Source organism: Tardiphaga sp. GW821-FHT12E02, from assembly GCF_058807155.1.
Genome location: NZ_JBXAQK010000001.1, coordinates 5,270,059 through 5,284,818 on the forward strand (window position 1 = coordinate 5,270,059; position 14,760 = coordinate 5,284,818).

Here is a 14,760-nt window from a genome sequence, read left to right on the forward strand (position 1 = left end):
AGGCCGGGATGCGCGAGGAACCAATTGCGGGTCAGCTGCGCGAAGATGAACGGAGCCGTAGGATGGGTTGAGCGCAGCGAAAACCCATCAATCTTATGAATTGCGGCTGATGGGTTTTCGCGAAGACGCTCAACCCATCCTACGACTCACTCTCCTGCGGTGATCGCATTGGTCGGCGTCGGCCGATCCGTAATCTGCTGACCAAACAGACTGCCGACGAGTTCAACCATCACCCGCGCCGTGCGGCCGCGCTCATCGAGGAACGGGTTGAGCTCCACCACATCCAGCGAACACATCAAGCCGCTGTCGTGCAGCAGCTCCATGATGAGATGCGCCTCGCGATAGGTCGTCCCACCCTGCACCATGGTGCCCACGCCGGGCGCGGTGATGGGATCGAGGAAATCCACATCCAGCGAGACATGCAGCAAGCCATTGCGCGCTTTCACGCGCTCGATGACACGGCGGATCAAAACGCCGACGCCGAATTCGTCGATCTGGCGCATGTCGATCAGCGAGATGCCGCGCTGCTTCACCAACTCCTTCTCAAGCTTGTCGATGGAGCGGATGCCGAACAGATCGAGATGATCCGGCGTGATGGATGCGCGTGGCTCGTTGCCAAGCAGGCCATCAAGACCGGGCTCCCCGCACAGAAACGCCGCCGACATGCCGTGCATATTGCCGCTGATGGTGGTGGCCGGCGTGTTGTAGTCGGCATGGGCATCGAGCCACAGCACGAACAGTTCGCGCCCCTGCGCCTGCCAGTGCCGCGCAACGCCATTGACGGAGCCCATGGACAGGCTGTGATCACCACCGATGAAGATGGGCAAGGCACCGGACGCAGCGAGCGTATACGCCCGCCCGCTGAGCGCCTGAACGTAGGCCTGGATGTCACGGTAGTGTTTTGCATTGGCAGGCGGCGCATCATCGCTTGTCGGCGTCGGCATCGCCATATTGCCGTGATCCTCCACGGCGAAGCCCAGCTCTTCCAGCAGCGGCTTTAGCCCAGCCGTCCGCATGGCATCCGGCCCCATCAGCGTGCCGAGCTGCGATGCGCCGATCTCGACAGGAGCGCCCAGCAAGGCGATACGGTTCGGGCGGAAAGGCTTGCTCATGCATGGGCTCCTGAATGGCTGCCGCGTTTGTCATCATCGCGCGGCGAAATCGTGAAAATATTGTCCGAAATGCGCTTTCCGCAGTGCAACGCAATCGAACCATCGTCGTTATAATGCGCGTTTCATTCCAATATTTTGACCGAACGGGGCAATCGTGAGCAAAGCTGTTGAAGAAGGCCTTCCCTATCCGCTGGGCGCGCATTGGGACGGCAACGGCACCAATTTCGCGTTGTTCTCAGCGAACGCCACCAAGGTTGAGATCTGCCTGTTCGACGGCGATAAAGAAACCCGGATCGAACTGCCGGAATATACCGATGAGATCTTCCATGGCTATTTGCCCGATGTCGGACCCGGCCAGTATTATGGCTATCGCGTCCACGGCCCCTACGAGCCCGAGAAGGGTCATCGCTTCAATCCCAACAAGCTGCTGCTCGATCCCTATGCGCGCGCCCATGCGGGCACCCTGAAATGGGACCCGGCCGTGTTCGGCTACAAGATGGAGACCGGCGACGATCTCACTTTCGACGAGCGCGACTCCGCGCCCTTCATGCCGAAATGCGTGATCGTCGATCAGGATTTCGACTGGACCGGTGAAGCCGGCCGCCAGCCTGTGCCGTGGGATCGCACCATCGTCTACGAGACCCATGTGAAGGGCTTCACCAAGCTGCATCCGGATGTGCCGGAGAAGCTGCGCGGCACCTATGCCGGCTTCGGCACCAAGCCCGTGGTCAACTATCTCGTCGATCTCGGCATCACCTCGGTCGAGCTGCTGCCGGTGCACACCTTCATCAATGACGACTATCTGCTGAAGAAGAAGCTTGTCAATTACTGGGGCTACAACACCATCGGCTTCTTCGCGCCGGATCCGCGATATGCGTCGGACGTGCCGAACTCACTGCGCGAGTTCAAGGAGATGGTGGCGAAGCTGCATGCCGGCGGGCTCGAGGTCATTCTCGACGTTGTCTATAACCACACCGCCGAAGGCAATGAGCTTGGCCCGACGCTGTCCTTCAAGGGCATCGACAATGCCAGCTACTACCGGCTGATGCCGGACAAGCCGCGCTATTACATCAACGACACCGGCACCGGCAACACCGTCAATCTCTCCAATGCGCGCGTTATCCAGATGGTGGCCGACAGCCTGCGCTACTGGGTGCGCGAGATGCACATCGACGGCTTCCGCTTCGATCTCGGCACCATTCTCGCCCGCGAGGTCTATGGCTTCACCGAACAGAGCGGCTTCCTCAAGGCCGTCGATCAGGACCCGCTGCTCACCACCGTGAAGCTGATCGCCGAGCCGTGGGACATCGGGCCCGGCGGCTACCAGGTCGGCGGCTTTCCGCCGGGCTGGGCGGAATGGAACGACAAGTTTCGCGATACGGCGCGTGACTTCTGGCGCGGCGAGGCACCGGTCGCGGAGCTTGCGCCGCGGCTCGTCGCCTCCGGTGACATGTTCAATCATCAGGGCCGCCGTGCCTGGGCCAGCGTCAATTTCGTCACCGCCCATGACGGCTTCACGCTGAATGATAATTTCAGCTACAACGAGAAGCACAACGAGGCGAATGGCGAGGACAACAAGGATGGTCACTCGCATAACCGCTCGTGGAATTGCGGTGTCGAAGGCCCGACCGACGATAAGGACATTATTGCGCTGCGCGAACGCCAGAAGCGCAACATGCTGGCAACCCTGCTGTTCGCGCAGGGCACGCCGATGCTGCTCGGCGGCGACGAATTCGGCCGCACCCAGAAGGGCAATAACAATGCCTATTGCCAGGACAGCGAGATTTCCTGGTTCGACTGGAAATGGACCGAAGACGGCAAGGACCTGCACGCCTTCACCAAGCGACTGATCAAGCTGCTGGCCGACTGTTCGGTGCTGCGCCGCTCGCGCTTCCTGACCGGCGAGCACGATCCGCATCTGGATGTCCGTGACGTCACATGGATCAACGCCAATGGCGGACCGATGCAGGAGGAGCACTGGAAGGATGGCAACGTCAAATGTTTCGGCATGCTGCTCGATGGCCGCGCGCAGAAGACGGGCATCCGCAAACAGGCGAACGATCAAACCATGCTGCTGATCCTGAACGGTTTCGAAGGGCTGGTGGATTTCACCATGCCGGAAGCCTTCGGCGGAAAGGGCTGGGAGCTATTGGTCGATACCAATATCCCGGATGCACCGGGCGGCCAGACTTTCCCGTTCGGCGAGATGTATCAGGTGACCGGACGTTCGCTGCTGTTGCTGACACTGCAGAAGTAGTGATCGGGCAGCGGCGGCTCGGCCGCTGCTGCCCACAATTCCCGCAGATTGCATCCGTTTTGTCGCGGAACGATGTTTCATGCGTGAACTTGTCTGACATAATCTATGCATGTGGCAATGCGGCCATGGGAGACGTCAGGTGCACATCCGCGCTGGCTACGATATTGCATTCGAATTCGACAAGGAGACTGCGGTGGTGCTGATGCTCAGCATCCATCCCGATCGCGAGCAGGACCTGCTCAGCCCGCATCAGATCCGCATCTCCCCCGAACTCCCGACGCACGACTATCACGACATCTATGGCAACACGTGCACCCGCCTGGTCGCGCCGAAGGGGCCGCTGACCATCAGCAACAACTTCTTGATCTCCGACAGCGGCCTTCCCGAACTGACACCGCCACCAGGAAAACTGACATCGGTCGGTGATCTGCCGGACGATGTTCTCATCTATCTCCTGGGCAGTCGCTATTGCGATACGCAAAAGCTGTTCGATCTCGCTCTGGCGGAATTCAACGGCATCGAGGATGGCGCACAGCTGGTGCAGGCCATCGTCGATTATGCGCATAACCGGATCGAATTCGGTTATCACCACGCTCGCAATGATCGCACCGGCTTCGAGGCGCATGAAGAGCGTATCGGTGTGTGCCGCGACTTCGCGCATCTCGCCGTCACGCTCTGCCGCTGCATGAATATTCCGGCGCGCTATTGCACCGGCTATCTCGGCGATATCGGCGTCCCCATCGATCCCGCGCCGATGGATTTCAGCGCCTGGTTCGAGGTCTATCTACTGGGTCAATGGTACACATTCGACGCCCGCCACAACGAGCCGCGGATCGGCCGCATCGTCATGGCCCGCGGTCGTGATGCCGCCGATGTCGCCATCTCCACCGCTTTTGGCAAGCCACTGCTGACGCGTTTCGAGGTGGTCACCGATGAGGTGACAGACGAAACGATATCAGCGCAGCGGGTCGCCTGACTTAAGCCCGCGACGGGCTGAGCTTCCACGCCAGCGCAACGATGCCCGCCGTGAGCACGCCGGAGATTGTGCCAGCCACCGGCAAGATCAGCGTCAGCACCGCAGTCGCTGCCCATCCAATGGACGAGAATGCTTCGGCAAACGTCGCGATGCGCGATGAGGTCTGGCGCCGCCGGAACTGACTCCGCCTCGCCTGTACGCGGAACCAGAGCTGGATCGCCGTTGCGGACGCCGCTGCAATGACCGTCGCGAGCGTGGCGACAAGCGCCATGTGGCCGGAGACGAATGCCAATGCCACGATCAGCGGCGTGAAGATCGCAGCAATACAGATCAGCACGACTTCGATCTTCGCACCGAGCAGCGATGTTGACTGCAACGGCGCCGTCGCGACCAGATCGGCGGCATCTTCGCCGGAAATCGTCAGCCATGCCAGACCGCCAGCGAGTTGCCCGGCCGCCATTACGATCACCGGAACCAGCACGATGAACGCACTCGGGCCGTCGCCAAAGCTGCGCCACAGCATCAGGGCCGGAGGCAGGAGATACAGCAATTGCATCAGCGTCTGCGACATCAGCCAGGGATCGCGCCACAGCAGCTTGAATTCTTTGCGACGCAACGCATGCCGGCGCGACGTCGCGCGAAACGGTCTGGCATTGCCGATCTTGCGCGATGCCAGTTGCGGCGATGCGCTCGCCACATAGCGGCCGAAATGCGGAGAAAACAGCGCCATGGTGACGCCAAGCAAAAGCAGCGCGGCCGCGAGCAATGGCAGCAACACAGCGACATCGCCCAGCATGGCGCGCGCCGGCCACCAGACAATGCTTGATGCGTCGGGCACGGAGCTGATCACCGCGTCCGATGTCAGCACTGCAAAGCGTGACAAGGTGCCGTAAGACAGGATCGCGGCGACTTGCAGCGCGATGACGAAGCCCGCGCCGGTGACAGCGGAAATGATCTGGGCGACCATGCGCGTGCGCGCCGGCCCGCAAAGTTCGAACAGCCCGACCGCGACGGCGATGGCGATCGCGGATGCCGACAGGCCCATGATGACGACCACACCATAGGCCGCGAACCACCGCGCGCCGCCGCCGAACACCAGAACATTGATAAACGGCGTCGCCAGCATCACCGCCATCAGTGTCACGGTGAGCGCAATCGCTGCGATCCGGACGGAGAACACATTGGTGAGCGGCGCCGGTGACGATACGATGAGGTCCAGATCGGCGCGCGCATAGAACACGCGCGTCACCGACTCGATGGCCTGCGACAGGATCAACGCCCAGGCCAGAAACACGCTGGCGGTGATGATGATGGCACTCTGCAGATCCAGCGGCACCTGCACATCGGCAAAGCGACCGACCACGGCATAGGCGGGCAGATGCAGGAAGATCACGAAGACAAACAGCAAGATCGTCGCGCTGCGCGTACGGCGTCGGCGACCGCCGGTCAGCATGCCCAGCATTTCGCGCCAGCCGAGCCGCAGCTCGTGCCGCGCGAACCATAGCGCGCTGACGGCCGCGCTCATGCGGCCGCCGATGCGTTTTCGACCAGCGCGACAAACATCTCCTCGAGACTGGTGTCGCTCTGCCCCATTTTCTGGCGCAACTCGGTCAGCGTGCCTTCGGCGATCAGCCGCCCCGCCGCGATCACGCCGATGCGATCCGCCATGCGCTCGGCCACTTCCAGAATATGCGTGGTCATGATGACGGTGCAGCCGCTGCGCACGCGTGTCTGCAGCAATCCCTTGACGTGACGCGCGGAGACCGCATCGAGGCCAGTCAAGGGCTCGTCGAGAATGATGAGCCTGGGATCGTGCACCAGCGCCCCGGCCAGCGCCACTTTCTGCCGCATCCCCTTGGAAAAACCTTCGCAGCGCTCGTGCATATGCGCGGCAAGGCCGAGCGAGGTGAGCAACTCATGCGCCGCGACATCGGCTGTTGCGGGATCGCAGCCCCACAGGCCCGCGATGAATTCAAGATATTCGAGGGGCGTCAGCTTGTCATAGATCATCGGCTCATCGGAGACCCACGCCATCACCTGCTTGGCGGCAACGGGATCGCCGAGCGCATCGATATCCGTGATCCGGATCGCGCCTGCATCGGGCGGCAACAAGCCGGCCACCATGCGCAGGGTCGTCGTCTTGCCCGCGCCATTGGCGCCGAGCAGCGCATAAAACTCACCGGCATAAACAGTAAGATCGAGCGCATCGACGGCGATCCGATCGAAACGTTTTGTTAACCCCCGCAATTCGAGAGCGGTCGCGCGCGTGGTCATCGTCCGGCTCCGAACCTTCATGCAACATGCGTTGATGCAACCAACATGCGGCGCAGACGTTTCGCCTCGGTGAACGCGATCGTCAGAAGCTGCTACCTGCGCAAAATCATTTGCGTAGTTATGTACCTATCAAAACCGATGGATTCATCATGCGATACGGTTGTTCACTGATCGCTCTTCACAATCGAAATGCAATTATCTAAAACAATCATTAACTAACACAACCTCGACTAGATTCGATCCGACGTGATCCCGGAGAGTGCTGATGACACGCCACGCTGTCCTGCGAATCCCGACCGTTACTGATTTTGATGCGCCCTATTTTCTCTCGACGCCTGGCGCCGGCAAGACGATTGCCGATCACCGGAAGAATCAGATCGTCTTCGGACAAGGCGACCATGCAGATGCCGTGTTCTTCATCCTGCAAGGGCGGGTGAAACTCACGGTACTCTCCGAGCAAGGCAAGGAAGCCGTGGTCGGCCTGCTTGAGCCCGGCCAGTTCTTCGGCGAATGCTGCCTTAACGGAATTCCGGTGCGGACCTCGACGGCAACGACGATGGAAGACAGCATCATCGCGGTCATCAACAAGGCGACGATGCTGGCCACCCTGCGTGATGAGCCCGCGATGTCCGAATTCTTCATGGCCTATCTTCTGGCGCGCAACAGCCGCATCGAGGAAGACCTCATCGACCAGCTGTTCAATTCGAGCGAGAAGCGCCTGGCGCGATTGCTGCTGATCCTTGCCCGCTTCGGCGAGGATGGCAGCAGCCAGCCGATCGATATTGATATCAGTCAGGAAACGCTCGCCGAGATGATCGGCACCACGCGCTCGCGCGTCAGCTATTTCATGAACAAGTTCCGGCGCCTCGGCTTCATCAGCTATGACGCGACAATCCAGGTTCACGAGTCGCTGCTCAACGCGATGTCGAATACTTCGATCGCGGCGCAGAAGGCCTCGTAGACATTCATCAACGACGGCTGTTCGCCAAGCGATCCCGCCTGATCGCAACGCAACACCATATTACCTGATAAACTGAGATGGAAAGGTAATTAAGACCTCTTTCACTGGAAGTCCCTAAGGCTGGATTGGGGATTTACGAACGCGGCATTTTGTTAGCTGCGGCGGAAGGGGCATTTCAGATGTTTGTACTCAAGTCGATTTCGGCGCGCATGATCGTCGCCATCACGCTGGTCGCGGCAGGCTCCTGTGGCGTTCTCGCCGCCTTCAGCATGTGGCAGCAGCAGGCCATCGTCGATACCGCGCTCGAACGCGAATTGCAGAACGACTATCTCAATCTCACCGCCGCGCTGAACGCCGAGACGCGCACCACGCTGTCGATCGCAGAGACGCTGGCGGCGATGCCGCAGATGAAAGACGCCGTGCGCGCCAAGGATCGCGCCGCCACGCTGGCGCTGCTCGACCTGCCCTATGCCAGCATCAAGCCACGCGGCCTCGAACTGATCACCGTCGCCACACCGCCGGGGATCGGCTTTGCCCGCGTGCACAATCCGAAGACCTTCGATGACGACATGACCCCGCGCCGCAAGACGGTGGCGCAGGCGACGAGCACGCGCAAGCCGATCGGCGGCGTCGAGCCGGGCCGCGATGTCCTGAACGTATTCGGCACCGCGCCGATCCTCGATGGCAGCAACATCCTTGGCGTGGTCGATGTCGGCGCGCCGTTCGGCAAGGCTTTCGTCGATAGCATGAAGGCGCGCTTCAAGGTCGATGTGGCCATCCACCAGATGGACGGCCAGGCTGCGAAGACGCTGGCCTCGACCTTTACCGGCGCCGCCGTCGATCCCAATGTGATCCGCCGCGCGCTGGCTGGCGATGTCATCATCCAGCAGGGCGAATTGAACGGGCGTGCGTCAGCGACCTCCTTCGGCCAGATCAAGAACTTCTCCGGCGAACCGGTCGCCGTGTTTGAAATCGTGCGCGATGCCAGCGCCTATCAGGCCCTGACGCGCAGCTCGCTGACCTGGCTCGTTGTCGCCTCGATCTGCGTGCTGTTGCTCGCCGCCGCCGTCGCCACCTTCATGGGTCGCAGCATGGCGAAACCGATCAGCGCCCTTGAGGCCGCCATGCGCAGCATTGCCGGCGGCAATCACACGATCGCCGTGCCGGGCGCCGGCCGCAGCGACGAGATCGGCTCGATGGCAGGCGCCGTCGAGGTGTTCAAGACGGGCCTGATCGAGACCGAGCAGCTGCGCGCCTCGCAGGACGAACAGCGTGCGCGCGCCCAGCATGAGCGCCGGGACACGATGAATGCCCTCGCCGCACGCTTCGAGAATGGCGTCGGCGGCGTTGTCAGCGCTGTCAGCTCGGCCGCGACGGAACTGCGCCACACTGCGCAATCGATGGCAGCCACGGCGGAGGAATCCACCAACCAGACCGCAGCCGTCGCCGCCGCTTCGGAGGAAGCCACCCAAAGCGCACAGGCTGTCGCCGCCGCCGTCGAGGAACTCAACGCCTCGATCAGCGAGATCGCCAAGCAGGTCAATGAATCCGCCCGCGTCGCCGGCGATGCCGTCTCGCAGGCCAATGTCACCAATAGCGAAGTGCAGAGCCTCGCCGAGGCCGCGCAGAAGATCGGCGATGTGGTCAAGCTGATCAGCGAGATCGCGGCGCAGACCAACCTGCTCGCGCTCAACGCCACCATCGAGGCGGCGCGTGCCGGTGAAGCCGGCCGCGGCTTCGCGGTCGTCGCCTCCGAAGTGAAGGCACTGGCGACCCAGACCTCGAAGGCGACCGACGAGATCTCGACCCAGGTCTCGTCGATCCAGAACGCCACCCGCCTGTCGGTGGATTCGATCCAGAATATCACCACCACCATCGGCCGCGTCAGCGAGATCGCCAGCACGATTGCCGCCGCTGTCGAGGAACAGGGCGCCGCCACGCTGGAAATCGCCCGCAATGTCGCCGAGGCCGCACGCGGCACCGGCGAGGTCTCGCAGAACATTGCCGGCGTAAACGACGCCGCCCGCGAAACCGGTGTTGCGGCGTCGCAGGTGGTCGAGTCTGCCGGGGAACTGTCGCGCAATGGCGAAGACCTGAAGACCCAGGTGGATGCGTTCCTGCGCGAAGTGCGCGCGGCTTAAATACAGGTGTCGTCCCCGCCTATGCGGGGACGACAATGATTGCGAACAGAACGGGAATCAGCGAGCGTGATTCGTCACCTCGGATCGCTCCCTTGCTCGCTTCAGCTGCCTATCTCGACACGCTCAATCCGGAACAACGCGCCGCCGTGGAACACGGCGTGCGCGAACGCGACACCACGCCATCGGCGCCGCTGCTGGTGATCGCAGGCGCCGGTTCCGGCAAGACCAACACGCTGGCGCATCGCGTCGCACATCTGATCGTCCATGGCGCCGATCCGCGCCGCATCCTCCTGATGACCTTCTCACGCCGTGCCGCCAGCGAGATGGGTCGCCGCGTTGAGCGCATCGCGCGAAAAGTGCTCGGCAACAATGCCGGCGTGATGACCGATGCGTTGAGCTGGGCCGGCACCTTTCACGGCATCGGCGCGCGCCTGCTGCGCGACTATGCGGAACAGATCGGCCTCGATCCCGCTTTCACGATCCATGATCGCGAAGACTCCGCCGATCTGATGAATCTGATCCGACACGAACTCGGCTTCTCGAAAACCGAGAACCGCTTTCCCACCAAGGGCACCTGCCTCGCCATCTATTCGCGCTGCGTGAATGCGGAGACACCGCTGGAGCAGGTGCTGGGCGTGAATTTCCCGTGGTGCGCCGGCTGGACAGCCGAACTGCGCGATCTGTTCGCCGGCTATGTCGAGGCCAAGCAGACACAGAACGTGCTCGATTACGACGACCTGCTGCTCTACTGGGCGCAGATGGCGAGCGAGCCTGCCTTGGCCGAACATATCGGTGGCCGCTTCGATCATGTGCTGGTCGACGAATATCAGGACACCAACCGCCTGCAATCGACCATCCTGATGGCGCTGAAGCCTGATGGCCATGGGCTCACCGTGGTCGGCGACGACGCACAATCGATCTATTCGTTTCGCGCCGCCACCGTGCGCAACATTCTCGATTTTCCGACGCAGTTCTCGCCGCCGGCAACCATCGTCACCCTTGACCGCAATTATCGCTCGACCCAGCCGATCCTTGCCGCTGCGAACGGCGTCATCGGCCTCGCCCGCGAGCGCTTCACCAAGAATCTTCGCACCGAGCGCGAATCGTCGGCGAAGCCGCAGATCATCACGATCAGGGATGAAGCCGACCAGGCGCGCGCCATCGTCGAGCACGTGCTGGATCACCGCGAGGGCGGTGCGCGGCTCAAGGAACAGGCCGTGCTGTTCCGCACCTCATCCCATAGCGGTCCGCTCGAGATCGAGCTGACGCGGCAGAACATTCCCTTCGTCAAATTCGGCGGCCTTAAATTTCTTGATGCCGCGCATGTGAAAGACATGCTGGCACTGCTGCGCTTTATCGAAAATCCGCGCGACCGCGTCGCCGGTTTTCGCCTGATGCAGCTCTTGCCCGGCGTCGGGCCGGCCTCCGCGCAGAAGGCGCTCGATCACATGATCGCATCGCCTGATCCGATCACAGCCCTCGCGCTGGCGCCATCGCCACCACGCGCGGCCCATGACTGGCGCGGCTTTGTCGATGTGATCAGCGAGATCAAGTCCGGCCGTGCCGGATGGCCGGCCGAACTCGAACTGGCACGGCAATGGTACGAGCCGCATCTCGATCGCATCCATGAGGATGCGCCAACGCGCCGCGCCGATCTGATCCAGCTGGAATCGATCGCCGCCGGCTATCCGTCGCGCGAGCGCTTTCTCACCGAGCTGACGCTCGATCCGCCGGATGCGACCAGCGATCAATCCGGCGTGCCGCTGCTCGACGATGACTATCTCATTCTCTCCACCATCCATTCCGCCAAGGGGCAGGAATGGAAATCGGTCTATGTGCTCAATGTGGTCGATGGCTGCATGCCGTCCGATCTCGGCACCGGCACATCGGCGGAGATCGAGGAAGAACGCCGTCTGCTCTATGTGGCGATGACGCGCGCCAAGGACGACCTGCATCTGATGGTGCCGCAGCGCTTCTTCACCCACGGCCAGCAGTCGAATGGCGACCGCCACGTCTATGCGTCGCGCACGCGGTTCATTCCCGAAGCGCTGCTGTATCTGTTCGAGCGCACCAGCTGGCCCCGCGCCGGATCGGAAGCCGCGCGCAGCGCGATGCCCAATGTGCGCTTCGACATCAATTCGCGCATGCGTGCGGTGTGGCGGTGAATTGTAGGATGGGTTGAGCGCAGCGATACCCATCACCGCCAGCGCACGTGGTGATGGGTATCGCTGCGCTCAACCCATCCTACGCGTCAGAGCTTTGCATCCCAGCTCGGCGTCCCACTGAACCGCGTCACCAGGAAATCGATAAACAGCCGTACCTTCACGGCAAGATGGCGTGTCGGCGGATAAATCGCATACAGCGTCAGCGGCGGCGCCTTATAGGGCTTGAGCACGCGCTGCAGCCTGCCGTCGCGCAAGGCGTTGCCTGCGATGAATGTCGGCAGCAGCGCGATGCCCCGCCCCTTCACCGCGGCATCGCACAGGACTTCCGCATTGTTGACGCAGAGCGTCCAGCTCGGCTGGATCCAGTGATCGCCATCCTTGCCGGTCAGCTTCCACTGATTGCCGGTGAGCAGAAAACCGTAGGTCAGCAGGGCGTGCTTGCGCAGATCCTCCGGAAGCTTCGGTGCGCCATGCTCCTTCAGATAATCCGGTGACGCGCAAACGGCGCGATCAATGGCAACGATCTTTCGCGCGATCAGGCTGGACGATTCCAGATCGGCAATGCGCAGCGTGACATCGAACCCGCCCTGCATCGGGTCGACCTGATCGTCGGACAGCACCAGCTGGATCTGCAGCTCCGGGCATTCCGCCATGAAATCCGCCACCGCCGGCCCCAGTTGCAGCGTGCCGAATGACATCGGCGCATTGACCCGCAAAAGCCCCCGCGGCGACGATTGCGCCTGCGCCACGGCCTGATCCGCCGCATCGATGTCGGCAAGGATGGTCATCGCGCGTTCGAAATAGGTCTGACCGCTTTCGGTCGGGCTGGCATGGCGCGTGGTGCGGTTCAGCAGCTGGACGCCGAGGCTCTCTTCCAGCTCGCCGACATATTTCGAGATCGCCGAGCGCGACAGCCGCAACTGCCGCCCGGCTTCCGAAAAGCTCCCGAGTTCGACCACTTTGACGAAGGCCCGCAGGCTGTCGAGTTTGTCCATGCCAGTCCTCACAAACTTCGCCCCTCATGGTGAGGAGGCGCGTAAGCGCCGTCTCGAACCATGAACTGGCTTGGCTCCGAGCATGCCGCCATCCTTCGACACGCGGCCAAATGGCCACTCCACAGGATGAGGGACGGAGCGATCGATTGTCCTCAAATCATAGACAGTCATGTCACATATTGCCAGATTGTCTTTGCGGGAGAACGGACCAATTATCCGGGCAACGGAGGACGAGACGCCCTCCCAAACCGGAGACAAGACCATGTCAGGCATCCATCACGTCACCGCCATCGCCGGCCCCGCGCTGCGCAACTTCGACTTCTACACCCGCGCTCTGGGCCTGCGCTTCGTCAAGAAGACGGTCAATTTCGACGATCCCGGCACCTATCACTTCTATTACGGCGACGAGACCGGCAAGCCGGGCACGATCCTGACCTTCTTCCCGTGGGAGCATGCCGCCCCCGGTCGCGGCGGTGTCGGCCAGACCCAGCAGACTGCGTTCCGCGTGCCGGCGAGTTCGCTCGGCTATTGGACGCACCGCTTCATCGCACAGGGCATCGCCCATGAGGCGCTCGAAAAGCGTTTTGGCGAGAGCGTGCTGCCCTTCACCGATCCGGACGGCATGAGCCTCGCGCTTGTCGGCGTTCCCGGTGCTGAGGGCGAAGCGGGCTGGAGCAATGGCGAGATCCCGGCAGAGCATGCGATCCGTGGCTTCCATGGCGTCACGCTGCTGCTGGAGAAAGCCGGGAAGACGAGCGCGATCCTCACCGACGTATTCGGCTTCAAGGAAGTCGCCCGCGAAGGCTCGATCATCCGCCTGACCGGCGATGCCAGGGAAGGCGCCGTGGTCGATATCTACGAGGCCGGCGGCTTCCTGCCGGGTCGTCAGGGTGTCGGCTCGGTGCATCACGTCGCCTTCCGGGCGAAGGATGACGCCGAGCAGGCCGAGATGAGCCGCAAGCTTGTGGAGGTCCACGGCCAGCATGTGACGGAGCAGAAGGACCGCAACTACTTCCGCTCGGTCTATTTCCGCGAACCCGGCGGCGTGCTGTTCGAGATCGCCACCGATGTCCCCGGCTTTGCCGTGGACGAGCCCGTCGAGTCTCTCGGCGAACATCTGAAGCTGCCGGCTTTTCTTGAGAAGCATCGCAGCGAAATCGAGGGCGTGTTGCCGCCGCTCGTAACCAATGAGGTGTCGGCATGACCGATCTGTCTCACATCCATCGCTTCGTGCCGGGCAACCGGCACGAGGCAGCCCCTCTCCTGCTGCTGCATGGCACGGGTGGCGACGAGAGTGATTTGTTGCCACTCGGGCAGGCGGTTTCGCCGGGTGCCTCGCTGCTGTCGCCGCGTGGCCAGGTGCTAGAACACGGCATGCCGCGCTTCTTCCGCAGGCTTGCGGAAGGCGTGTTCGACGAGGACGATGTGCGTCGCCGCGCCAATGCGCTTGCGGATTTCGTGAATGATGCCCGCAAGCGTTACGACCTGCCGGCGCCGATTGCGCTCGGCTATTCGAACGGTGCGAATATCGCTGCGGCGGTGTTGCAATTGCGACCGGAGACGCTGGCAGGCGCGATCCTGCTGCGCGCGATGGTGCCATTAAGCGATGCGCCCACGGTCGATCTCGCCGGCAAGCCGGTCTTGATCGTATCGGGCCAGTCCGATCCGATCATCCCGGCAAGCAATTCGCAGCAACTGGCCGTGAGATTGGCCAAGGCAGGCGCCGATGTGCAGCATCGCACGCTGCCGATCGGGCATCAGCTGTCGCAGGCGGATTTGACGGTGTCGCAGGAGTGGTTGCGCGGGATTGAACTCACAAAGGACGCTGCTGCTTAACCTCTCCCCGCTTGCGGGGAGAGGTCGGAGGCGAGCGAAGCGG

Annotated in this window: 11 protein-coding genes; 7 read left to right on the plus strand and 4 right to left on the minus strand. The window is 62.3% G+C overall.

Features of this window, described 5'->3' with window-relative positions; all coding sequences use genetic code 11:
- Positions 1–146: 146 nt before the first annotated feature.
- A complete protein-coding gene (gene rocF, locus AC1RQ5_RS24785) occupies positions 147–1,112 on the minus strand; it encodes an arginase (RefSeq protein WP_493202512.1) in 966 nt (321 codons plus the stop codon).
- Positions 1,113–1,266: 154 nt separating this feature from the next.
- Here rocF and glgX point away from each other — a divergent pair, with 154 nt between their 5' ends.
- Positions 1,267–3,369 (plus strand): glycogen debranching protein GlgX, encoded by a 2,103-nt coding sequence (gene glgX / locus AC1RQ5_RS24790; RefSeq protein ID WP_493202514.1) that lies wholly within the window; start codon positions 1,267–1,269, stop codon positions 3,367–3,369.
- 139 nt (positions 3,370–3,508) lie between these two features.
- On the plus strand, positions 3,509–4,345 hold the full coding sequence (locus AC1RQ5_RS24795; RefSeq protein WP_493202516.1) for a transglutaminase-like domain-containing protein: 837 nt from the start codon (positions 3,509–3,511) through the stop codon (positions 4,343–4,345).
- A gap of 1 nt (position 4,346) precedes the next feature.
- On the opposite strand, the gene AC1RQ5_RS24800 is transcribed toward AC1RQ5_RS24795, so the two are convergent.
- Positions 4,347–5,870 (minus strand): permease, encoded by a 1,524-nt coding sequence (locus AC1RQ5_RS24800; protein ID WP_493202517.1) that lies wholly within the window; start codon positions 5,868–5,870, stop codon positions 4,347–4,349.
- A complete protein-coding gene (locus AC1RQ5_RS24805; RefSeq protein WP_493202519.1) occupies positions 5,867–6,619 on the minus strand; it encodes an ABC transporter ATP-binding protein in 753 nt (250 codons plus the stop codon). Before AC1RQ5_RS24805 ends, AC1RQ5_RS24800 begins: the two co-directional genes overlap by 4 nt.
- A 265-nt stretch (positions 6,620–6,884) precedes the next feature.
- On the opposite strand from AC1RQ5_RS24805, the gene AC1RQ5_RS24810 reads away from it, so the two are divergent.
- The 3 genes from AC1RQ5_RS24810 (at position 6,885) to AC1RQ5_RS24820 (ending at position 11,886) form a co-directional block, all read left to right on the plus strand.
- Positions 6,885–7,580, plus strand: a complete 696-nt coding sequence (locus AC1RQ5_RS24810) for a Crp/Fnr family transcriptional regulator (protein WP_398479188.1) — start codon at positions 6,885–6,887, stop codon at positions 7,578–7,580.
- A gap of 179 nt (positions 7,581–7,759) precedes the next feature.
- Complete coding sequence (locus AC1RQ5_RS24815) at positions 7,760–9,721, plus strand: methyl-accepting chemotaxis protein (RefSeq protein ID WP_493202521.1); 1,962 nt, start codon at positions 7,760–7,762, stop codon at positions 9,719–9,721.
- A gap of 35 nt (positions 9,722–9,756) precedes the next feature.
- The gene (locus tag AC1RQ5_RS24820) at positions 9,757–11,886 is read left to right on the plus strand and encodes an ATP-dependent helicase (protein WP_493202523.1); all 2,130 of its coding nucleotides are present in this window, start codon (positions 9,757–9,759) and stop codon (positions 11,884–11,886) included.
- A gap of 86 nt (positions 11,887–11,972) precedes the next feature.
- On the opposite strand, the gene AC1RQ5_RS24825 is transcribed toward AC1RQ5_RS24820, so the two are convergent.
- Entirely contained in the window at positions 11,973–12,881 is a 909-nt protein-coding gene (locus AC1RQ5_RS24825) for a LysR family transcriptional regulator (protein WP_493202525.1), read from the minus strand.
- A 262-nt stretch (positions 12,882–13,143) separates the two neighbouring features.
- Between AC1RQ5_RS24825 and AC1RQ5_RS24830 the strand changes: the two genes are divergently transcribed.
- Entirely contained in the window at positions 13,144–14,085 is a 942-nt protein-coding gene (locus tag AC1RQ5_RS24830; RefSeq protein WP_493202526.1) for a ring-cleaving dioxygenase, read from the plus strand.
- Positions 14,082–14,717, plus strand: a complete 636-nt coding sequence (locus tag AC1RQ5_RS24835) for an alpha/beta hydrolase (protein WP_493202528.1) — start codon at positions 14,082–14,084, stop codon at positions 14,715–14,717. The genes AC1RQ5_RS24830 and AC1RQ5_RS24835 overlap by 4 nt, the downstream gene beginning before the upstream one ends.
- Positions 14,718–14,760: the final 43 nt, after the last annotated feature.